This is a genomic window from Thalassovita taeanensis, assembly GCF_900110775.1.
Taxonomy (GTDB): domain Bacteria; phylum Pseudomonadota; class Alphaproteobacteria; order Rhodobacterales; family Rhodobacteraceae; genus Litorimicrobium; species Litorimicrobium taeanense.
In genome coordinates, this window is the sequence record NZ_FOEP01000011.1 from 46,072 (window position 1) to 66,546 (window position 20,475).

Annotated in this window: 19 protein-coding genes and 1 tRNA gene; 13 read left to right on the plus strand and 7 right to left on the minus strand. The window is 57.3% G+C overall.

Annotation, left to right across the window (positions count from 1 at the left end):
* Window positions 1-19 precede the first annotated feature (19 nt).
* Together arsJ and BSF79_RS14145 are read left to right on the plus strand one after the other, a co-directional pair.
* A complete protein-coding gene (gene arsJ, locus BSF79_RS14140; RefSeq protein WP_090270545.1) occupies window positions 20-1,246 on the plus strand; it encodes an organoarsenical effux MFS transporter ArsJ in 1,227 nt (408 codons plus the stop codon).
* A gap of 321 nt (window positions 1,247-1,567) precedes the next feature.
* On the plus strand, window positions 1,568-3,316 hold the full coding sequence (locus tag BSF79_RS14145) for a sugar phosphorylase (protein ID WP_090270480.1): 1,749 nt from the start codon (window positions 1,568-1,570) through the stop codon (window positions 3,314-3,316).
* A 3-nt stretch (window positions 3,317-3,319) separates the two neighbouring features.
* Here BSF79_RS14145 and BSF79_RS14150 read toward each other — a convergent pair whose 3' ends face one another.
* The 3 genes from BSF79_RS14150 to BSF79_RS14160 form a co-directional block, all read right to left on the minus strand.
* The gene (locus tag BSF79_RS14150; RefSeq protein WP_090270481.1) at window positions 3,320-4,540 is read right to left on the minus strand and encodes a glycosyltransferase family protein; all 1,221 of its coding nucleotides are present in this window, start codon (window positions 4,538-4,540) and stop codon (window positions 3,320-3,322) included.
* Window positions 4,533-5,339 carry an HAD-IIB family hydrolase gene (locus tag BSF79_RS14155; protein ID WP_090270482.1) on the minus strand — a complete coding sequence of 269 codons (807 nt, stop codon included), beginning with the start codon at window positions 5,337-5,339 and terminating at the stop codon, window positions 4,533-4,535. Before BSF79_RS14155 ends, BSF79_RS14150 begins: the two co-directional genes overlap by 8 nt.
* A gap of 150 nt (window positions 5,340-5,489) precedes the next feature.
* Window positions 5,490-6,278, minus strand: coding sequence for an SDR family NAD(P)-dependent oxidoreductase (locus BSF79_RS14160; RefSeq protein WP_090270483.1), 789 nt, complete (start codon window positions 6,276-6,278; stop codon window positions 5,490-5,492).
* Between the two features lie 144 nt (window positions 6,279-6,422).
* Here BSF79_RS14160 and BSF79_RS14165 point away from each other — a divergent pair, with 144 nt between their 5' ends.
* From BSF79_RS14165 to BSF79_RS14175, 3 genes are all read left to right on the plus strand, one after another.
* Window positions 6,423-7,187, plus strand: coding sequence for an enoyl-CoA hydratase (locus tag BSF79_RS14165; protein ID WP_090270484.1), 765 nt, complete (start codon window positions 6,423-6,425; stop codon window positions 7,185-7,187).
* 160 nt (window positions 7,188-7,347) lie between these two features.
* Entirely contained in the window at window positions 7,348-8,346 is a 999-nt protein-coding gene (locus tag BSF79_RS14170) for a response regulator (RefSeq protein WP_175545334.1), read from the plus strand.
* A 2-nt stretch (window positions 8,347-8,348) separates the two neighbouring features.
* Entirely contained in the window at window positions 8,349-8,729 is a 381-nt protein-coding gene (locus BSF79_RS14175; protein ID WP_090270486.1) for an Hpt domain-containing protein, read from the plus strand.
* 29 nt (window positions 8,730-8,758) lie between these two features.
* Here BSF79_RS14175 and BSF79_RS14180 read toward each other — a convergent pair whose 3' ends face one another.
* Entirely contained in the window at window positions 8,759-9,142 is a 384-nt protein-coding gene (locus tag BSF79_RS14180; protein ID WP_090270487.1) for a response regulator, read from the minus strand.
* 120 nt (window positions 9,143-9,262) lie between these two features.
* Window positions 9,263-10,636, minus strand: coding sequence for a sensor histidine kinase (locus tag BSF79_RS14185; protein ID WP_139246452.1), 1,374 nt, complete (start codon window positions 10,634-10,636; stop codon window positions 9,263-9,265).
* Between the two features lie 354 nt (window positions 10,637-10,990).
* Between BSF79_RS14185 and BSF79_RS14190 the strand changes: the two genes are divergently transcribed.
* Window positions 10,991-13,063, plus strand: coding sequence for an ATP-binding protein (locus BSF79_RS14190; RefSeq protein ID WP_090270489.1), 2,073 nt, complete (start codon window positions 10,991-10,993; stop codon window positions 13,061-13,063).
* A 163-nt stretch (window positions 13,064-13,226) separates the two neighbouring features.
* On the plus strand, window positions 13,227-13,787 hold the full coding sequence (locus tag BSF79_RS14195; RefSeq protein ID WP_090270490.1) for a DUF4202 domain-containing protein: 561 nt from the start codon (window positions 13,227-13,229) through the stop codon (window positions 13,785-13,787).
* 246 nt (window positions 13,788-14,033) lie between these two features.
* Here the strand turns inward: BSF79_RS14195 and BSF79_RS14200 are convergent.
* Window positions 14,034-14,109 (minus strand) — tRNA-Lys (locus BSF79_RS14200).
* A gap of 108 nt (window positions 14,110-14,217) precedes the next feature.
* Between BSF79_RS14200 and dapF the strand changes: the two genes are divergently transcribed.
* The 4 genes from dapF to BSF79_RS14220 are packed head-to-tail and all read left to right on the plus strand — an operon-like array spanning window position 14,218 to window position 17,649.
* Entirely contained in the window at window positions 14,218-15,048 is an 831-nt protein-coding gene (gene dapF / locus BSF79_RS14205) for a diaminopimelate epimerase (RefSeq protein ID WP_090270491.1), read from the plus strand.
* Window positions 15,048-16,307: a tRNA (N(6)-L-threonylcarbamoyladenosine(37)-C(2))-methylthiotransferase MtaB gene (mtaB, locus tag BSF79_RS14210; RefSeq protein WP_090270492.1), complete on the plus strand. Its 1,260-nt coding sequence runs from the start codon at window positions 15,048-15,050 to the stop codon at window positions 16,305-16,307. Before dapF ends, mtaB begins: the two co-directional genes overlap by 1 nt.
* Window positions 16,308-16,364: 57 nt before the next feature.
* Window positions 16,365-16,991 carry an FMN-binding negative transcriptional regulator gene (locus tag BSF79_RS14215; RefSeq protein ID WP_090270493.1) on the plus strand — a complete coding sequence of 209 codons (627 nt, stop codon included), beginning with the start codon at window positions 16,365-16,367 and terminating at the stop codon, window positions 16,989-16,991.
* A 52-nt stretch (window positions 16,992-17,043) separates the two neighbouring features.
* Window positions 17,044-17,649 (plus strand): glutathione S-transferase, encoded by a 606-nt coding sequence (locus BSF79_RS14220; RefSeq protein ID WP_090270494.1) that lies wholly within the window; start codon window positions 17,044-17,046, stop codon window positions 17,647-17,649.
* A gap of 42 nt (window positions 17,650-17,691) precedes the next feature.
* Here the strand turns inward: BSF79_RS14220 and BSF79_RS14225 are convergent, their stop codons facing one another.
* A complete protein-coding gene (locus tag BSF79_RS14225) occupies window positions 17,692-18,351 on the minus strand; it encodes an outer membrane protein (RefSeq protein WP_090270546.1) in 660 nt (219 codons plus the stop codon).
* A 232-nt stretch (window positions 18,352-18,583) separates the two neighbouring features.
* Here BSF79_RS14225 and petA point away from each other — a divergent pair, with 232 nt between their 5' ends.
* Together petA and petB are read left to right on the plus strand one after the other, a co-directional pair.
* Window positions 18,584-19,144, plus strand: coding sequence for a ubiquinol-cytochrome c reductase iron-sulfur subunit (petA, locus tag BSF79_RS14230; RefSeq protein WP_090270495.1), 561 nt, complete (start codon window positions 18,584-18,586; stop codon window positions 19,142-19,144).
* Between the two features lie 11 nt (window positions 19,145-19,155).
* Window positions 19,156-20,469, plus strand: coding sequence for a cytochrome b (gene petB / locus BSF79_RS14235; protein WP_090270496.1), 1,314 nt, complete (start codon window positions 19,156-19,158; stop codon window positions 20,467-20,469).
* Window positions 20,470-20,475: the final 6 nt, after the last annotated feature.

A 20,475-nucleotide genomic window follows, 5' to 3' on the forward strand; every position in this document is an offset into this window, starting at 1 on the left:
CGAAGGGTTGGCGGCCTATATGGCCGTCACCGCCGCGTATTGGGCGTTCATGCTGAGCGATGGCGCCCTCAGAATGCTGGTGCTGCTACACTTCCACACGCTGGGCTTTTCGCCGGTACAGTTGGCATATTTGTTTGTGCTCTATGAAATCGCAGGCGTTGTCACCAACCTGTCGGCAGGCTGGATCGCGGCACGGTTCGGGCTGACGTCGACACTGTATGCCGGGCTGGGACTGCAAATTGTGGCGTTACTTGCACTGGCGCAGCTCAACCCCGCGTGGTCCGTTGGTGCGTCGGTCATTTTCGTGATGGCCGTTCAGGGCATTTCGGGCGTCGCTAAGGATCTGGCGAAGATGAGCGCCAAATCCGCAGTCAAACTGCTGGCCCCCTCCGAACAAGGTGGGTTGTTCCGCTGGGTGGCGCTGCTGACCGGATCAAAGAACGCGGTAAAAGGGTTGGGGTTTCTGCTGGGCGCGGGATTACTGGCGCTTTGGGGGTTTGTCCCGTCAATTCTGGGTATGGCGGCGGTGCTGGCGTTGATCCTGCTGGCCGTGACCCTGCGGATGCCAACAGGCCTGCCACGCGGACGCAAAGATGCAAAGTTCCGCGAAGTTTTCTCGAAAAACCGCAACATCAACTGGCTGTCCTTTGCCCGCGTTTTTTTGTTCGGGGCCCGGGATGTGTGGTTTGTCGTGGGCATCCCAGTGTATTTCTATGCCGTGCTGTCAGATGGATCCGAGGCAGGTAACCGCGCGGCTTTCTTCACCATTGGCGCTTTCATGGCAGTATGGACGATCCTGTATGGCATGGTTCAGGCCTATGCTCCGCGCCTGCTTCATGCCGCGACACGGCCGGAAGCTGATATCATTGCCGCCGCGCGCCATTGGGCCGGAGCACTTGTGATAGTGCCAGTCGTTCTTGCTGCCACAGTCTGGGCCGCGGGTGACCCTACGCCATGGCTGACCGCAGTTGTGATCGCCGGGCTTTTGGCCTTTGGCGCGCTTTTCGCGGTCAATTCCTCACTGCATTCCTATCTCATCCTAGCCTTTAGCAGCGGCGCTCGGGTTACCATGGATGTCGGGTTTTACTATATGGCCAATGCGGCGGGGCGGCTGATCGGGACGCTGCTGTCAGGGCTGACCTATCAGCTTGGCGGCCTTCCGGCCTGCCTTGCGACAGCAGCAGCCATGGTTCTGCTCAGCCGGATCGGTGCCGGGCAACTTCGCGCTCCGTCCTCAGAAGCTTGAACCCAAAACAAAAATGGGTGGGTAATGCGCGTCCACGCAAAACAACCGGCGTGCGAGGGTTGCAATCATAGTCCGCGCCAGACAGTCGCGTTCATCGCAACACGCGGGCAAGGGCCGAAACTGCGGCCCGGAGGTCCATTTTTTTGGCGGTGAGCCCTTCAGCGCCCCACTCCACACACTGAAGCGGTCGTTTTAATGGACCGTCGGCAGTTGATGCTCTAACAACCTCACCGGGCAGGTCGATGCAAGTTGCCCGATCTATAGAGCAAATTGCCACTTCGCCCGCGCTTTTGGGCCAGATCCGCCAAAGATATATTATTGATGACCCAACCTCCCATGTCTTTCAGCCTGAAACTTTCCGAGCTTCTCGGAAGTATCTATCCCGAGCTGGACACCGATATCTTGGCCAGTCAGGTCATCAATGCCTTCTGGCCCGAAGGAACCCATCGCCGTAAACGGTCGCGGGTACCGGGCAACAAGCTGTGGTCAGAGCAGGACGCGGTGTTGATCACCTATGGCAACTCGCTTGTGGACGGCGCGCACAAGCCACTTGATTTGCTGCATGACTTTCTTCTCAGCCACATGAAGGGCGTGTTGAACGGCGTGCATATTCTTCCGTTTTTTCCGTTCACTTCAGACGATGGGTTTGCCGTCACCGATTACCGGGCGGTCAATCCGCAATTGGGGGATTGGGCCGATATTCGGAGGATTTCCGAGGACTTTCACCTCATGTCGGATCTGGTTCTGAACCATGTGTCCAGTCAAGGCAGCTGGTTCAACGCCTATCGCCAAGGCCAACCGCCCTATGACCGGTTCTTTTTCGAAGCCTCGCCCCAGGATGACCTAAGCGCCGTGGTCCGCCCGCGCACCACCCCCTTGTTGCAAGAGGTCGAAACGGTAAATGGCCCGCGCCACGTCTGGTGCACGTTCAGCCATGACCAGATTGATCTGGATTTCCGTAACCCCGAAGTTCTGCTGGAGTTCCTGCGTATCATCCGGCTGCATATCGACAACGGTGTGCGGACCCTCCGATTGGATGCGGTGGCGTTTTTGTGGAAAGAACCCGGCACGCCGTCGATCCACCTGCCGCAAACCCATGCGATTGTCCGGCTGATGCGGCTGCTGTGTGATTTCACCACAGAAACCATAGTTCTGCTGACTGAAACCAATGTGCCCAAGGCCGAGAATCTGAGTTATTTCGGCAACAGGAATGAATCGCATGCGGTTTATAATTTCCCTCTGCCACCGCTGGTTTTGCACGCGATGATGTCAGGATCGGCGAAATACCTGCACCGCTGGCAAAGCGGAATGCCGCCAGCTCAGTTGGGCTGTGCCTATCTGAATTTCACTGCCAGCCATGACGGGATCGGGATGCGACCGGCCGAAGGCGTCCTGCCAGAGGAAGAGAAGGCCAAGGTTATCGACACCGTGTACGAACTGGGTGGCTTGGTGTCGATGCGGACACTGCCAGACGGTGGCCACGCACCATATGAGCTGAACACGACTTTTTTTGAGGCAATGCGCCGGACCTTCAAGGGCGAGGATGCGCATCATTTTGCTCGCTTCATCTGTTCACAGACCATCGTGATGTCGATGGAAGGCATCCCAGCCTTTTATATCCACTCGCTTCTGGCCACGCCAAACGATCATGAACAGGTTGAACAGCGCGGGATGAACCGAGCAATCAACCGGCACCGCTGGGACTACCCGACACTGCTTGGGCTGCTTGAAGACCCTGCCTCGATGCAATCGCGGGTTCTGAGCGCCTTGTCCGCGCGATTGCGGGTTCGGGGCCATCAGCCGGCCTTTCATCCCAACGCGACGCAGTTCACCCTGTCGCTGGACGACCGGTTGTTTGGCCTGTGGCGACAAAGCTTGGACCGGGATCAGTCAATCTTTGCGCTGCACAATGTCAGCGATGAGATGGTTTTGGTGCCACCGTCCGCCATCAACCTGATTGATGACGATGACTGGGTCGATATTCTGTCTGGCGAACCGATCAGCGCCGTAGGACCCGAAATTCCTTTCGCGCCCTATCAATGTCGCTGGATCACCAACCGGATCTGCTGAGGGCTAACCGAACTCGGCCAGATCAGCGGCCGCCGCTGCTTTCATATCCGTCAGGAAATTCGAGTCCGCGGAATGGATTCGATTCCAAGTGGGTATGAACGGCGTTTCATGCGGGTTTTCCAGAAACATCTGTCCAGCGCGCATGATGTTCTCTGTAAACAGTTCGATCGACTGCTCTTCTTTGTGACGGTCAATCGACAGGCCGTTCATTTTGGCATCGTTATAATACGCCTCAAGCAGATCCAACGCAGAGCGGTAATATGTGGCTTTCAGCGTGCGAAATACATGCGACGTGAACACGGTGCCATCGGCGGCCAGCTTGCGAAAAATCGCTTTGCAAATGTCGGTGGACATCCGGCTGAGGCCGGTACTGGAATCTTCTTCACTCAGGTCCTGATGTTTGTGATCATACGCATCTGAAATTTCGACCTGGCAAACGGCCTTGGGGGCAAGGTTGCGCCATGCTTCGGACAGCACCCCGATTTCCAACCCCCAATCGGATGGAATTCGCAGATCCGGCAGGATGCCCGTGCGCATCGCAAATTCGCCGGACAGCGGATAACGGAAGCTGCGCAGATAATCGATGTAATCGCGGTCCCCGATCACCCGCTTCAGCGCAATCAACAGCGGACTGACCAGAAGCCTGGTCACACGACCGTTCAGTTTGCCCTCGCCGATGCGCGGGTAATACCCCTTTGCCACCTGATAAGGGAAATTCGGATTCGCCACCGGATAGACCAGGCGAGACAGCATTTCGCTGTCATAGGTCAGGATATCGCAATCATGGATTGCCATGACTGCACTGTCAGCACAGGCGATCAGATACCCCAGACAAGACCAGACATTCTTGCCTTTGCCCTGCTCATTTGGCGCCAACCCCAGCGCGCTAAGTCGCGCGCCGAGTTCCAGCATACGCGGGCTGTCATTCCAGATAACAATGTGGTTTTGCGGAAGCGCTGAAAAAAATTGCTGTGCGTGACGGAACTGTGCCTCGTTCGCGCGGTCCAGCCCGATGATGATTCGGTGCAGATAGGTTACATTGCTCAGTTCTTCCAGAATGTGCGGCATCGCCGGGCCTTCCAGCTCAGAATACAGGCACGGAAGAATAAGGGTTATCTTGCGAGAGTGGGCAAAGCTCTCCAGCTCGGCGTTAAGTTCCCCGACGGGCCGGGCGCGCAAGTTATGCAACGTGGAAATATTGCCGTTCTGATGGAAATCAGCCATTCCGGGGACGCTCCTGTTTCTGTTCCAATTCGGACAGTAGGTCGAGTATCGCCGAGTTCCAACCTTTTGGACCGGGTTTTTCAGTGCGACGGATACGCCCATTATGTTCACCCTGCAGCGTGGATAAAGGCGACCCGTTCGGATTTGCGATAATGAAGGCTCGATCAGCGGCCTCGAGCATTTCGACATCATTGGGCGCATCGCCAAGGGCCACTGTGAGAAGCGGCGCGTAATGCGCGATCATCTCGCCCATCCGGTCAGCTTTGGTCCGCCCGAACGAAAGTGTCAAAAACCGCCCGCCCATGCGCGCAGACACCCCCTCGCGGGCCAACGCGGCGATGAAGGTCAGCCGATCATCCTCGGTGCCCGACCAAGTGCCCGGCTCGGAAAAGTCGCGGCGTTTTGCCAGCGCCGCCGCAGCTGGCGACAGGCCTGTCGATTGCGCCACCTCATCGACTGTCATGTCACCAAATCCGCGAAACGCGCTTTTCAGCGATTGGGGCAAGCGCCCCAGTATCGCGCGAATTTTCAGATAGTCCGCATTGTGGCCGCCGACATCCGATGCTGGCTCGAGCCGCCCTGCCCCGTTTTCGACAATGGCGGGCCACGCCTCCAATCCCATTTCGCTGCGCAGGACGGAAATCTCGGACGCGGTTTTGCTGCTGGCCAACACGACGCCCGCACCGATGGCGCGCAACGCAGCAAGCGCAGGCAAAGCCGCATCATAGCTGTAGCTGTCGTGATCAATCAGCGTTCCATCAAGGTCACTAAACACCAGAAGCGGAATTTGCTTTTTCATACCTCAATCTAGCGCAAAGACTACCTGTTTCCAAGCCTTTAGGGGCCAGACCCCATGGTCGCCACAAATGTTTCTGCAAGGCAGACTGTTTGGCAGCACACGGAGCGAAATGCCCGGCGAGCGCCCAAAGACGCACGCGCGGGAAAACGGTCAATAGATCGAATACCCTCCGTCGATCACAAAGCTTTGGCCGGTATGATAGGAGGACAGATCGCTCATCAGATAACCGGCGATACCGGCGTAATCCGATGCCTGACCAAACCGGCGCATCGGGATTCGTGGCAGAACATTATTGACGAATTTGTCATTCGCCATCAGCCCTTCAGTCATTTCAGTCACCGCATAGCCTGGCAGAATCGCGTTCGCCGTAATCCCGTGTCGTGCCACCTCCACCGCAATCGCACGGACCAGCGCATTCACTGCCCCCTTCGAGGTGCCGTAGTGTTCATTGAAGGCAGCTCCATCGAGCGCCGCAACTGAAGACGTAGCCACCAACCGCCCGTAAGGGTCGCCCTGTTTTGCGCGCTCGACCATGTGACGCCCCGCCACCTGGAAGCAGCGCGTGACGCCGTCCAGGTTGACCGCCATCAGGTCGGCCCATTCCTTTGGCGTTCTGTCTAGAAATGATTTTACGCTACCGCTCAGTCCCGCATTGGCGAACATGCCATCAACCCGACCAAATTGCTCCATCGTCTGGGAGAATGCGGTCTCGATCTGATCGGCCTTGGCCACATCACATTCGATCGCGGCCACCGGGCTGCCGGTTTTTTCCAGACGCGACAAAGCCGCCCCGTTCTTGTCGGCGTTGCGTCCCCAGATCGCTACTGCGCAGCCGAGCCCCGCCATTGCCTCGGCCATGGCAAGCCCTAGCCCACCATTGCCCCCAGTCACGACGGCGACGCGCCCGCTCAGATCGAACGGGTTTCCTTTGAGTGTCATATTTGTCTCCTCCCTCTGATGGCCCGACGTTACTGTGAACGGGCCTATGGCGGGCAGAATACGTCACAGCTCCGCAGGGACAATGCTTGAAATGCATGCCCCGCTTGCGTAGCCCTGTCCACGTCAAGCAGTGAGGAGAGTGCCATGACGAGCCCGCCAGAACAGACAATCCTTTATGAGGTGCGCACGCATGTGGCCCACATCACGCTGAACCGACCCCAGGCGATGAATGCGCTTTCGGTGGCCTTGCAACGGGCGTTGCGGCAGGCGCTGCAACAGGCCGACGCAGACCCAGAGGTGCGTGTGATCGTGCTGACTGGCGCAGGGGACAGGGCGTTCACCGCAGGGCTGGACCTGAAAGAAATTTCCGCCAATCCGGCACTTCTCGACGGAATGATCGGACCGGGTGCCGAAGATGACCCCGTGCGGGCATTGGCGGCCTGTACATGCCCGATCATCGCAGCCGTGAACGGGTTTGCAATCACCGGCGGGCTGGAACTAATGCTGGGCTGCGACGTTATCCTTGCTGCGGACACCGCGAAATTTGCTGATACCCATGCTGCAGTGGGCGTGATCCCCGGCTGGGGATTGTCGCAGAAACTGTCACGACTGATTGGACAGGGCCGTGCCAAGGAAATGCACTTCGGCGGTCAAACCATTGATGCGCGCACGGCCTGCGACTGGGGGCTGATCAACCGCGTCGTCCCCGCCGCCGATCTGTTGTCCGAGGCTGAAAAGCTGGCGCTTAACATGGCCCGGCACGACCCCGCCATGCTACGCCGCTACAAGCAGTTGATCGATGACGGATACGAACTAAGTTTTCAGGCCGGAATGCAGCTTGAAACCGCAGCGTCGAAAGAGTGGAACAGCGCCGCGCGCCCGGTCAACGTGGCGGACAAGTCGCGCTGACCCAAGGGGCGCAAAATACCCGCATGACCTGTATTCCTTAATGTCGCCACATTTTCCTGCGACTGCTTGCAACCAAGAGTATAGCGAAACCAATGGCCGCCAATCGAATCCCCTTTGATTCATGGCCAGGGGCCCTGCCCCAATGTTCAGGACCAGGAAAATGCGCATTCTTGTCGTCGACGATGACCCGCTGATTTTAGAACTACTGCGCGATACGCTGCCCAGTGTTGGGTTTCCGGATGTGACGCTGGCAGCCTCGGCGATTGAGGCGATGCAGATCATCCAAAATTCGCGCGACCCGTTCGAGTGCTGCCTTCTGGATATTCAGATGCCGCAGATCACCGGGATCGAGCTGTGCGACTGGCTACGCCAGCGCCCTGGCTATTCCGATGTGCCCGTACTGATGATCACGGCAATGTCGGATCGGTCCTTCATCAATCAGGCATTTGCCGCGGGTGCCACAGATTATGTGACCAAGCCCTTCGACCCGCTGGAGCTGAGTACACGGATAAAGCTGGCCGAGAAGCTGAATCTCGAGCGCCGCCGCAAACCTGAGAGCAATGTCGCAGCCTATACGATGGTATCGGCCACCAGCCAAACCCAACGGTTTGATCTGCACACGCCCTTCCATGTGCAGGATGTGTCTGGAGTGATCGACATTCTGGCCTTGGAAAACTACCTGCTCCAACTTGGGCGCGGCGGTATGTTTGCCACGGGCATTTTTGCGTTTCAGATTGCCGGGGTCCAGCACCTGTACAACAGCTGCACCGCCGAGGAATATTACTACACCATCACTGATGTTGCAGAAGCGATTGCGGAAAACTTGGCCTATTTTGAAACTTTCGTGGCCCACGCAGGCAACGGAGCATTTGTCTGTGTCAGCCATGGGCGGAACCTGCCCGAAGAAGACGATATCGAGATCTCTGTACGTCAGACCATTGACGCAATGGAACTTTGCTACGACGATGGTCGTGATATGGACGTTCAAGTTTATTCCAGCCCGCGGCAACGCATGGGCCTAAGTTCAGGACGCGCCGCAATCGAGGCGCTGGCCACTGCGGTTCAAGCCGCCGAGAAGAAAGCAGCGGTTGGGTCATCCCGTGCTAAACCGCAACGTAAAACGCGCGGATTTCTGCGGATGTTTAAATTGGCGGTGTAACGATGATCAAGCCGGAGGCAAAACAAGGCAATTCCGCTGACACGCATCGCGCGCTGTTTGAAGCCAAGCTGGCCGAAATGCGTCCCCGCTTTGCGCAAACCGTTGCGGAACGCCTGACAGAGTTGACGCAATTGCGCGACGGCCCGTCCATGCAAACCGACCCGTATCGCGCGCTGGACAAGATCCGGCAAAGCGCGCACAAAACGGCAGGAATGGCCACCCCAATGGGCTTTGCCGAACTTGGGCGCCTGTGCATCGCCTCTGAAACATCCGTCACCGACTTGCTTACGGTCGGCCTGCCGACGCAAGAAAGCTTTGCAGCCACACTCGCTGCTATTGATGATATGCTGAATGAGATGGCCCGGATTTCGGCGAAAACCTAAGCTCACGCCCATACGCTATGGCGCAGATCTTAAAGTGTGCCGCGCCAAATCGAGATCAGCTCTTCCGCCAGTGTCATTGCATCAAAGGGCTTTGTGATCACCGCCACCGCGCCCAGTGCTCGCAGCTCTTCGACCTCTGAAAGCTGTGCGCGTGCTGTCATGAACACGGCTGGTGTGGTTTCCAGCCCCGGCAGCTTGCGCAGTTCTGCTAGGGTTTCAACACCGCTCATTCCCGGCATCATCACATCAAGCAACAGAACATCCGGAGTCGCGGCCTGCGCCTTGGAAAGGGCCTCGGGACCTGACGCACATTGCACAAGCGACAGTCCGCCAATAGCTTCCAGCGCTAAGCAGGCTATCTCCCGAATGTCAGAGTCATCCTCGACATGCAAAACTTTAGGGAGCTCAGTCATCTTATTTCCTTCCGGCGCATTTGCGACATTCCGTCGGCTGAAGCGTCACACGTACAATCGCAACACCTCACAATCTCACGAAAGTCGTATGCGATTTCAGACAAGAGTAACACTCCTTTGTCACGTGGACACACCGATCGTTTTCCACTCATCACGGAAAATCGGAAGGTCGAAATAGAATTCCGAACCACGCCCCAATTCGCTGTCTACGCCAATCTCACCATTGTGCGCCTGCACAATGGACTTCACGATACTTAACCCGAGCCCGGACCCGGCGATACCAGCCGCCGAAAGGCTTGAAGACCCAAACCTCTGAAAAAGCTGCGCGCGCGTTTCTGCGTCGATCCCCTGACCCTGATCTATCACGCTCACCCGCAAACGATCGGAGGTCGCGGTCAGAGCCACGTTAACCTGCTGACCTGGGTTCGAAAATTTAGCCGCATTGGACAGAAGATTTGACATCACCTGCATCAGCCGCCCACGATCTCCGAGAACCTGCACAGGCGGGCCCAAACCATCGGCATTCAGGGCGACACCGCACTGTCGGGCATAGTGGGCATTGACCTCAATCGCATCCTGCACCAACCCCACCATATCCATGGGCAGAACATTCAGCTTCATTTGCCCCGCTTCGAGCTTGGCCAGATCAAGAATCTCATTGGTCAAAGAGATCATTCTGTCAATGTTGCGTTGCGCGATTGACAGAACAGAAGCAGCACCTCCGCTGACGTCCCCCAAAGCTCCCGAGGCAAGTAATTCCATCGCGCCCTTCACAGATGTCAGAGGCGTGCGCAACTCGTGACTAACTGTGGCAACGTAATCTGCTGTTCGCTGGGCAGCATCACTTTCGTCCGCCTCGGTCCGTTGCAAAACGGCCATGAAATCCGCCTCGGTCCGTTGCAAAACGGCCATGAAACATGTCGGACCATCGCCCTGCTGTATCAACTGCAAGGAAATATGAATTTCCTCTTCGTCAGCCTCGTAGTCAAGGCATTCAACATCGTTCGCGCCAGTTAGAAGCGGCTGGACTGCGCCGCGCAGGCGCGCGCGGTCCAGACCCGGAACGATCTGACCGAAGTGCAAGGCCTGACCCTTTGCTTGATGCGAGTTGCGCCGACGCGCGCGCGCATTCATGAAAACAATCTCGAACGTTTCGGGGTGGAACATATATACTTCGTCAAGAAGTGCGAAGAACGCCGCCCCAACCATTTCGCCAAGGTCCATGCCTTGCTGTCCGGTCTCAGCCTGGTATCCGCGAGGATTGTCATCCATGTGCCCTGCATCCGTACCCGGCAAGATCGCCATATCCGGGTGGTACACCGCATCTGGGTCGAACAATACGCAATCGGAATCTCCGAAATATGGCTTGGGGCGCCGCAACATTCGCCAACCAAAAAGCGCCGCACAAACGACCAATGTCGCGCCGACGAGACGTGTATCAAGTGGCGACATTTCTCCCACCGACCTGGACTGTTCTAAAATACCGCTTAACACCCTGAACCCTCGAATTTCTCAACACGTCCGGACACATTTACCATTTAAAAATTGAACGCATCACATTTCAATAATTCGTCTCAAAATACCGTGCCAGCAGAGGTGGGCGAGAATTCGGTCGGAAGTCGTTGAAAATAAGGCAGCCCGCGCCTTCTTTCGCCGCATTCAACCTATGCGAGTTTAACCTCGAATACGACAGGAAAAAAGTGTAATAAATACGCAATAGCGCAGGATTTCTTTGATTCCTTCCGTGGCGTTAGTGCTGTATTTCTTCCGTATTGGTTTCGAATGCGTTTCGTGAGTATAACACAATAAGTTGGCACGGATAAAACCGGTCCGTCCCTGAGAGCATAGATGCAGGCAAGCGATGCAAAACGTGTGAGTTCACGAAGGTTTTCGTGGCGCTGGTTCCTTAAACGGATCCGCGATAATTCGCATTTGCTGATCTATCTCTATGTGCTGGCGTCGTTGACCGTTGTTGACTACATCCTCGAAAAATACACGATCGCGCATAACCGCACCGAATTTGTACAAAACGTGTCCGAGCGTGCAGATACAATCCGCGCTCAGCTTGAGGCTGATATTGTTGGCAAAGCGTTGTTGATGCGCGGACTGGCGGTCTCGATTGCTAGCACCCCCAACATAAGTCAGGATCAGTTCGCGAAGATCGCGGCGCATGTGATTGGTGGCGATTCAAACATCCTTCTCATTGCTTCGGCACCCGATCTTGTGATCCGCAACATCTATCCTTTTGAAAAAAATCATAAGTATATTGGTCTGGACTATCGAAATACCCCAGAAAACTGGGACGCTATTCAGACAGCCCGAAGTACAGGCCAAACAGTGGTCACAGGGCCGATAGTCATGGAAGATGGCAGTGGTGATCGGGCTTTTGTCTCCCGAACCCCGGTTTTCACTTCGAACCCCGTGACCGGGGAGCAGGAGTTCTGGGGACTAATGGTCGCCCTGCTTAACGCCCAAAACTTCATCGAAAAAGTGGCGGCGTTCGCGGTCCAGTCCGGCTATGACATTGCGATCCATTCGCACTCACCTGATGGTACCGACGGAGAGGTCTTTTTTGGTGACCCAAACCTATTTGACAAGGATCCAGTCCTGACCAAGGTCACGCTGCCCTTCGGGAGCTGGGTCGTTGCCGTTCTTCCAAAAGGAGGGTGGCCCAGCTTCCAGAAAAGCTTGGGCGCATTACGGTTCTGGCTGGCTTTGGTCGGGGTATTCTTGCTTCTGATCGTAGCGTATTTCGTCGAACTGAACCGGCGCAAGCTTGCAGCCGAGGAACATTTGCTGAATGCGATCGACGCGATAAATGACGGGTTTGCCTTGTATGACGACCAAGATCGCCTTGTGCTGTTCAACAACAAGTACCGCAAACTATACGCTCAGACTGGTGATCTTCTGGTCAAGGGCAACACGTTCGAGAGGATCATTCGCGGAGGAGTTGCGCGCGGCCAGTATCCTCAGGCAAAAGGCATCGAGGAAGACTGGATAGCCGAGCGTATGGCAAAGCACCGAGAGGCCAATTACGAGATCGAACAGCTGCTGGATGATGATACTTGGGTGCGAGTATCTGAGCGCAAGACTGCGGCCGGATGGACCGTTGGCTTCCGCGTCGACATTACCGAGCTGAAACGCGCACAGACCGCAGCCGAAAGCGCAAACCACGCGAAAACAGAGTTCCTGAACGTAATCAGTCACGAGTTGCGTACGCCTCTGACCGTGATCTTGGGCTACAACACCTTCCTTGTCGCGCCAGAAACGCTACCCACGGTGCGGGCGCTGCGCGAGGCGATTGCCGATGAAAGCATCCCACGGGAGGCGCTCAATGAAAAGACCGACAAACTGGTTGATATGGTGGCCCGCTATGCGGGCAAGATGGACACCGCAGGCAAGCATCTACTGACGCTCATTCAGGAAACGCTGGATTATTCCAAAATCGAAGTGGGAAAGATGAATATCTCGCCTGAACCGGTTGAGGTCGCGCCAATCGTTGAATCCTTGGTGGACCAGCTGCGTCAGCAAGCCAAGGCCAAGGGCATATGCCTTCTGAGCGAGACCGAAAACCTGCAGGTTCTGGCTGATGAAACCCGGCTGAGGCAGATTCTTTTCAATCTGATCGGCAATGCGATCAAGTTCACTGATCACGGCGAAATCGAGGTCTGGACCGAGAAGACCGGAGATATGATGACCTTCCACGTCGAAGATACAGGGCAGGGCATCCCCGCGGACGAACTGGAACGTGTTTTTGAAAGCTTTCGGCAGGTGGAAACCTCTTCGGTACGCAAAACGGGTGGGACCGGGTTGGGGCTGGCCATCAGCCGCAAGTTGGTAGAGATGCATGGCGGCAAGATATGGGTTGAAAGCACACTTGGCGAAGGCAGCGCATTTAGCTTTACGATTCCACTGGCTTGATCGCCCGCCCCGCGCCGTCGCCCTCGTGGCCGCTACCAGGTCGGCAAGCACCTCCATCTCCGCGCAGACCGACCAATGCCGTAACGCGCTGGTCAAGTTGCGTGACCTATGCCAAACTTTTTTGTCAGGACCGTTCACTTCCCAGGATGCAGAGCTCGTATATATGACCAGACTAGCCACCGCCCTCGCCGCCATTGATGCCGCCAATACCGCCGACCCCAACCTTGATCAGGGCCGCCCCGCCGCCCGGATCTATGGCGAGCGAATGAGCGCCGAGTTGGACAGGCTGTTTCCTGATGCGTCCGAAGTACTTCAAATTGCGGCGCGCGGGCAGCACGTGGAGCGCTGGCTGTTGCCGCGCTCTGATTACCCCGAAGGCAAGCCGGGCTATTTCGCCTGGCGTAAAGAGCAGGGGCGAAGACATGGCGCTCGCGTCGCCGCCATCATGGCAGACGCCGGATATGACGGCGCCGAACAAGACCGCGTCGGCGTTCTGCTGCGCAAGGAAGGCATCAAGCGTGACGCCGAGGTGCAGGCGCTTGAGGATACGATCTGCTTTACCTTCATTCGCTGGTACCTACATGCTTTCGCAGAGACTCGCACGCCCGAAGGGTTGGTCGATATTGTGCAGAAAACGGCTCGCAAGATGTCCGCAGAGGGACGTAGCCGTGCGGTATCAGAATTCGACATGCCCGCTGCATTGGAGCAGGCATTCCTGACCTGAGCTACACGATAGCACTGACGTCGCACCGAAATCTGTCGATATCAGGATGCAACAAAGGACTGCGGCGCTGTCTCATTCGGGGCGCGCCGAACTCAAACGCATGCGACTTAGGCGCTCTTGCCGCAATCAGCCTACACACAACGCGCTGCTGATCTTCTACGACTTGGAGCAACCGAGATTCTGGCGCCGATGCGATAGACCAATCCGAGCGCAAGCACATATTAGAAAACATCTAATTGTGTTCAGTGGTGAGCCGTGCAGGATTCGAACCTGCGACCCACTGATTAAAAGTCAGTTGCTCTACCAACTGAGCTAACGGCCCACTGTGAAGGCAGCTTCTAGAAAGAGCAGCGGAGAGGGTCAACCCCGAAAATGGATATTCTTCCAGACAGGCTGGATAAAGTGGAAAGCCGGGTTTATATGGCGCATCATGGCCAACGAGAATGATATCGGGTTGCCCTTCATGAAAATGCATGGGCTGGGGAACGACTTTGTCGTGATCGATGCGCGCGCGCATGCCATTCCTCTTGTGCCAGCGTTGGTGATTGCGATTGCCGACCGGCACCAAGGTGTTGGCTATGACCAGCTTGCCGTGATCGAGAATGGTGCAGGGGATGCACATCTGACGTTTTATAATGCGGATGGGTCAACCTCGGCTGCGTGCGGGAATGCGACGCGCTGTATCGCCCGCCACATCATGAATCAAAGCGGTAAGACGCAACTGCATTTGACAACCGACCGCGGCGATCTGTTTGCGGTGGATGCAGGCGACGGGCTGACCTCGGTCAATATGGGGCAGCCACAGTTGGACTGGAACGAAATCCCACTGTCGCACGCCATAGATACGCTGGAATTGCCCATCGAGGGCGCGCCCACCGCGACGGGCATGGGCAATCCGCATTGCACCTTTTTTGTCGACGATGCGGAAGCGGTTGATCTCGCCGCGCGTGGTGCTGTGATGGAACATCATCCGCTGTACCCTCAGCGCACGAACGTGCAGTTTGCCTCGGTCGTTGGCAAAAATCACCTGCGGATGCGGGTGTGGGAACGCGGCGTCGGTGTCACGCTGGCCTCCGGCTCCTCCTCGTGCGCCACGGCGGTTGCTGCAGCGCGCAGGGGGCTGACCGGGCGGTCTGTGCGCATTGATCTGGATGGCGGCGCGTTGCAGATTGATTGGCGCGACGATGGGGTCTGGATGACGGGCGAAACGATGCATATTTTCACGGCCCATCTGACACCGCAATTTATGGACAGCCTGTGATGTCGGACAAACCGCCCGTCTTTGCGACGCTGGGCTGTCGCCTGAACGCCTATGAGACCGAAGCGATGAAGGATCTGGCGGCGCAGGCCGGAATCGAAGGTGCCGTTGTGGTCAACACCTGCGCCGTGACGTCCGAGGCGGTGCGCAAGGCGAGACAGGAAATTCGCAAGCTGCGGCGCGAACATCCCGACGCCCGGTTGATCGTCACCGGCTGCGCCGCGCAGACCGAGCCCGAGACATTTGCCCGCATGGCCGAGGTCGATCAGGTCATTGGCAACATCGAAAAGATGAACCCGGCCACTTGGGCTGCGATGGGTCCGAATTTCATTGGCAACACCGAGCGGGTGCAGGTTGATGACATCATGTCCGTCACCGAAACCGCCGGGCACCTGATTGACGGCTTTGGCACCCGCAGCCGCGCCTATGTGCAGGTGCAGAACGGATGCGACCACCGCTGCACCTTCTGCATCATCCCCTATGGCCGGGGCAATTCGCGGTCGGTCCCTGCAGGTGTGGTTGTGGATCAGATCAAGCGCTTGGTGGACAAGGGCTATAACGAGGTGGTGCTGACAGGCGTCGACCTGACCAGTTGGGGCGCCGACCTGCCCGCGACGCCACGGTTGGGCGATCTGGTCATGCGGATTCTGAAGCTGGTGCCAGATTTGCCACGCCTTCGGATTTCCAGCATTGATTCGATCGAGGTTGATGAAAACCTGATGCAGGCGATTGCAACCGAGCCGCGCCTGATGCCGCATCTGCACCTGAGTTTGCAACACGGCGACGACATGATCCTCAAGCGGATGAAACGGCGGCACCTGCGCGACGACGCGATTCGTTTCGCCGAAGAGGCGCGCAGGCTGCGCCCGGATATGACATTCGGCGCCGACATCATCGCCGGCTTCCCGACCGAGACCGAGCCGATGTTTGAAAACGCGCTAAAACTGGTAACCGAGTGCGATCTGACCTGGCTGCACGTTTTCCCATACAGCCCGCGCCCCGGCACCCCGGCCGCGCGGATGCCGCAGGTCAATGGCAACGCCATCAAGGCGCGCGCCGCCCGCCTGCGCGCGGTCGGCGAGGCGCAGGTAATCCGGCATTTGTCGGCGCAGGTCGGGCTGCGCCACAAGGTGCTGATGGAAAACCCGCACATGGGCCGGACCGAGCAGTTTACCGAGGTAAGCTTTGCCACGCCGCAAACAGATGGCGCAATTGTCGAGGCCCTGATCACTGGCATTTCCGGTCAGCAACTGACCGCCTGAGGCTTGCAAATTACTGCGCCGGCCCGGAGTGTTGCGCCGCACAACCAGAGGCCCACAATGCACCCGAATCCTGCCTTCCGAAAAACCCCGCGCGACAGAAACCTGAATTTTGCCGCGCAGGTCGGGTTTGGAGTTCTGGCGGTGGCCGATGAGTCCGGGCTGCCGCTGCTCAGCCATATCCCTTTTGTGATCGAAGATGACGCTGCACTGTTCCATCTCGTGCGCTCAAACCCGATTGTGGCGCGACTTGCAGCGCCGCACCCGGCACGCTTGGCGGTCAGTGGGCCACACAGCTATGTCTCTCCCGACTGGTATGGGACTGCGGATCAAGTACCCACATGGAATTACGTCGCCGTGCATCTGACCGGTATGGCCGAAGCTTTGCCCCAGACAGAGTTGCGCCCAATGTTGGATTCGCTTTCGCACAAATTTGAGGCGCAGCTTGCACCAAAACCGGAATGGACATCGGAAAAGATGACCGACGGCGTGATGGACCGGATGATGCGGCAGATCGTGCCCTTTCGGCTGCACATCACCGATGTGCAGGGCACCTGGAAGCTGGCACAGAACAAACCCGAGGCCGCACGGCTTGCTGCGTCTGACGGTGTGGCGCAATTCGGCATGGGCAGCGAAGTGCAGGCGTTGGCCGATCTGATGCGCACGCCGCCACCTGAACAGCAATAGACAGCGGTTGCCTCCATCCCTAGGCTGCGTCCAAGCTTTGGGAGAGAACATCATGAAACTCGTATCCGCCGCCGCCTCGCCGTTTGTGCGCAAGGTCCATGTTGTACTGCACGAAACCGGCCAGACAGGCGACGTGGAAATTGTGCCAGTAAAAACATCGCCACTTTCCACCTCGGCCGAGGTGAGGGCTGCGAATCCAATTGGGAAAATCCCTGCATTGATTCGCAGTGACGGGCCTGCCCTCTATGACAGCCGCGTAATTTGCCAATACCTGAATGAACGCGCGGACGCGCACCTGTATCCTGATTCGCGCAAATGGGAGGTAATGACGCTGGAAGCGACCGCCGATGGCATCATGGACGCCGCTGTGCTGATTTCGTACGAAAACCGTCTGCGCCCGTCAGATCTGATTTTCAAAGACTGGACCGATGCCCAATGGGCCAAGGTGACAAGCGCTGTGAGTGCCGTGAATGATCGCTGGATGAGCCATCTGAATGGCCCCCTGGACATTGGGCAGATCGCCATGGGTTGTGCGTTGGGGTATCTGGATTTCCGGCACGACGCACGCGGCTGGCGCAAAGGCAACGACGCGCTGGACGACTGGTTTGCGGCCTTCTCACGTCGCGACAGCATGATCGCGACCGCTCCAAGCGATTGAGGATACTGGCCCTCTTATAAGATCAGAGGGCCAGTATCTATTTCAGAACGACAGGCTGACGCCAAAGTTCAGCGCGTTTGTGATGATCCGCGCATGCAGATCGCCACCGCCGTCCAAATCGACATTGTTGTCCGAAATCGTGAACTGATATTCGCTGAACAGCGCCCAACGATCGTTGAGCTTATAGCTGGCACCCGCTGTCAATCGCGCCGCCGGCCCAGTCATCTGATACCCATAGGTATGGTCGCCACCTGTGGGTTCGATATCAACATGCGGCAGCGCAATACCAATGCCCGCACCGACATATGGCGTGAACGTGCCCCACTTCCCCGGCCAGCGCTTCATATAGTTGACGGTGATGATGTTATGCCCGTCGGTAAATTCAAGACGGGTAAACTCGGGCGACATATCCGCCCCGGCATAGGCTTTGTCATGGCTCAGCTCGAGTCCCCAACCGGTGTTGCGGTCGTTCCACCAAGTAATGCGCCCACCGTAATAGGGCGGCATCGAGAAGGACTTACCGTCCCAGCCAACGCGCTTGCTGAAGTCACCCGGAAAGGCAACGCCTGCAGGCAATGTGCCCGAGGCCCGGCTGTGTGGCGAGGTCTGCCAGCCGCCATAAAGGCTCACTTCGGTTTCTGCGGCGGCGGATGTCGCAAACGAAACGGCCAACACTGCTGACGCGATCAGCTTTCGAGACATATCTGTATCCATTCAAGAATATGAGGGTGACGATGATTGTAGCAGGATAATGAGTCTTTTGCCGCCCCTCAAGCGCGACACTTCCGCACCTCTGACGCAAGCAGTGCCCCTGCGCCGCATTGTATACTGGACTGAGCGGAAAACCCCGGCTAAATAGCGGCTCGGAAAGGTTGCGTAATTCGCGGCCCAGAACCGTATTGGCCAGTTCCGGCCGAAGAATGGAGATAACCTCGTGTCCCACGCAGAAGATCACGAAGGCACCCGCAGAGATTTCCTCTACTACGCCACCGCAGGTGCAGGTGCCGTGGCCACTGGTGCCGCCGTCTGGCCGCTGGTCAATCAGATGAACCCATCCGCCGATGTTCAGGCCCTGTCATCCATTCGGGTTGACGTGTCTGGCGTTGATGTCGGAACGCAGCTGACGGTGAAATGGCTGGGCAAGCCGGTTTTCATCCGGCGCCGGACAGAGGAAGAGATCGCCGCGGCGCGCGCGGTCGCGCTTGACGACCTGGTCGATAAATCGGCCGAGAATAAGAACAAGCCCGGCGCCGACGCGTCGGACGAAAACCGTACGATGGATGAAGCCGGCGAATGGCTGGTGATGATCGGCGTCTGCACCCATCTGGGGTGTGTTCCGATCGGCAACGGAGCAGGCGACTTCGGCGGCTGGTTCTGCCCCTGCCACGGGTCGCATTACGATGGGGCCGGACGTATCCGCAAAGGCCCCGCTCCGCGGAACCTCGACATTCCCGTCGCTGCGTTCGAAGATGAAACCACGATTAAGCTGGGTTAAGGACACGTAACATGGCTGGAATTCCTCACGACCATTACGAACCGAAGTCCGGTGGCGAGAAGTGGCTGCACAGCCGCCTCCCGATCGTCGGTCTTCTTTATGACACCATCATGATCCCCACACCCAAAAACCTGAACTGGATGTGGATCTGGGGCATCATCCTGACCTTCTGTCTGGCGCTGCAAATCGTTACCGGTATCGTTCTGGTGATGCACTACACGCCGCATGTTGATATGGCCTTTGCCTCGGTCGAGCATATCATGCGCGACGTCAACGGCGGTTATATGCTGCGGTATCTGCACGCAAACGGCGCGTCGCTGTTCTTCATCGCGGTTTACCTGCACCTGTTCCGTGGTCTGTACTACGGCTCGTACAAAGCCCCGCGTGAAATCACATGGATCATCGGCATGCTGATCTATCTGGCGATGATGGCGACCGCATTCATGGGCTATGTTCTGCCTTGGGGTCAGATGTCATTCTGGGGTGCAACCGTGATCACCGGCCTGTTCGGCGCGATCCCTTTCATTGGCGAGCCGCTGCAAACGTGGCTTCTGGGCGGACCGGCTGTGGACAACGCCACGCTGAACCGCTTCTTCTCGCTGCACTATCTGCTGCCCTTCGTGATTGCCGCACTTGTTGTGGTTCACATGTGGGCCTTCCACACCACGGGCAACAACAACCCGACCGGTGTTGAAGTGCGCCGCACCTCGAAAGAGGACGCCGCCAAAGACACCGTGCCCTTCTGGCCGTATTTCGTCATCAAGGACGTGTTTGCGCTGGCCGTGATCCTAGTGGTGTTCTTTGCCATCGTCGGCTTCATGCCAAACTATCTGGGCCATCCCGATAACTATATCGAAGCCAACCCGCTTTCGACGCCTGCGCATATCGTGCCCGAATGGTATTTCCTGCCATTCTACGCAATCCTGCGCGCCTTTACCGCTGATGTCTGGGTTGTTCAGTTCGCAAGCTGGATCACTGGCGGCATCATCGACGCCAAGTTCTTCGGCGTTCTGGCAATGTTTGGCTCGATCGCCATCATGGCGCTGGTGCCGTGGCTGGATACCAGCAGCGTACGCTCGGGCCGTTACCGCCCGATGTTCAAATGGTGGTTCGCCTTGGTTGCGCTTGATTTCTTGGTTCTGATGTGGGTGGGCGCAATGCCGACCGAGGGCATCTACCCGTACATCTCGCTGATCGCGTCGGCCTACTGGTTCGGCTATTTCCTCGTGATCCTGCCGCTTCTGGGTGTGATCGAAAAACCCATCGCGGCCCCCGCCACGATCGAGGAAGACTTCAATAACCATTACGGCAAATCGGCCGAATAAGACGGG

Coding starts and splice junctions, on each gene's coding strand:
- BSF79_RS14155 (WP_090270482.1), bottom strand. CDS start 5,339: ATGAAAAAGCAAATTCCGCTTCTGGTGTTTAGTGACCTTGATGGAACG.
- arsJ (WP_090270545.1), top strand. CDS start 20: ATGGCCGTCACCGCCGCGTATTGGGCGTTCATGCTGAGCGATGGCGCC.
- BSF79_RS14170 (WP_175545334.1), top strand. CDS start 7,348: ATGCGCATTCTTGTCGTCGACGATGACCCGCTGATTTTAGAACTACTG.
- BSF79_RS14180 (WP_090270487.1), bottom strand. CDS start 9,142: ATGACTGAGCTCCCTAAAGTTTTGCATGTCGAGGATGACTCTGACATT.
- BSF79_RS14220 (WP_090270494.1), top strand. CDS start 17,044: ATGAAACTCGTATCCGCCGCCGCCTCGCCGTTTGTGCGCAAGGTCCAT.
- petB (WP_090270496.1), top strand. CDS start 19,156: ATGGCTGGAATTCCTCACGACCATTACGAACCGAAGTCCGGTGGCGAG.
- BSF79_RS14195 (WP_090270490.1), top strand. CDS start 13,227: ATGACCAGACTAGCCACCGCCCTCGCCGCCATTGATGCCGCCAATACC.
- BSF79_RS14145 (WP_090270480.1), top strand. CDS start 1,568: ATGACCCAACCTCCCATGTCTTTCAGCCTGAAACTTTCCGAGCTTCTC.
- BSF79_RS14165 (WP_090270484.1), top strand. CDS start 6,423: ATGACGAGCCCGCCAGAACAGACAATCCTTTATGAGGTGCGCACGCAT.
- dapF (WP_090270491.1), top strand. CDS start 14,218: ATGGCCAACGAGAATGATATCGGGTTGCCCTTCATGAAAATGCATGGG.
- BSF79_RS14160 (WP_090270483.1), bottom strand. CDS start 6,278: ATGACACTCAAAGGAAACCCGTTCGATCTGAGCGGGCGCGTCGCCGTC.
- BSF79_RS14150 (WP_090270481.1), bottom strand. CDS start 4,540: ATGGCTGATTTCCATCAGAACGGCAATATTTCCACGTTGCATAACTTG.
- BSF79_RS14190 (WP_090270489.1), top strand. CDS start 10,991: ATGCAGGCAAGCGATGCAAAACGTGTGAGTTCACGAAGGTTTTCGTGG.
- BSF79_RS14225 (WP_090270546.1), bottom strand. CDS start 18,351: ATGTCTCGAAAGCTGATCGCGTCAGCAGTGTTGGCCGTTTCGTTTGCG.
- mtaB (WP_090270492.1), top strand. CDS start 15,048: ATGTCGGACAAACCGCCCGTCTTTGCGACGCTGGGCTGTCGCCTGAAC.
- BSF79_RS14175 (WP_090270486.1), top strand. CDS start 8,349: ATGATCAAGCCGGAGGCAAAACAAGGCAATTCCGCTGACACGCATCGC.
- BSF79_RS14215 (WP_090270493.1), top strand. CDS start 16,365: ATGCACCCGAATCCTGCCTTCCGAAAAACCCCGCGCGACAGAAACCTG.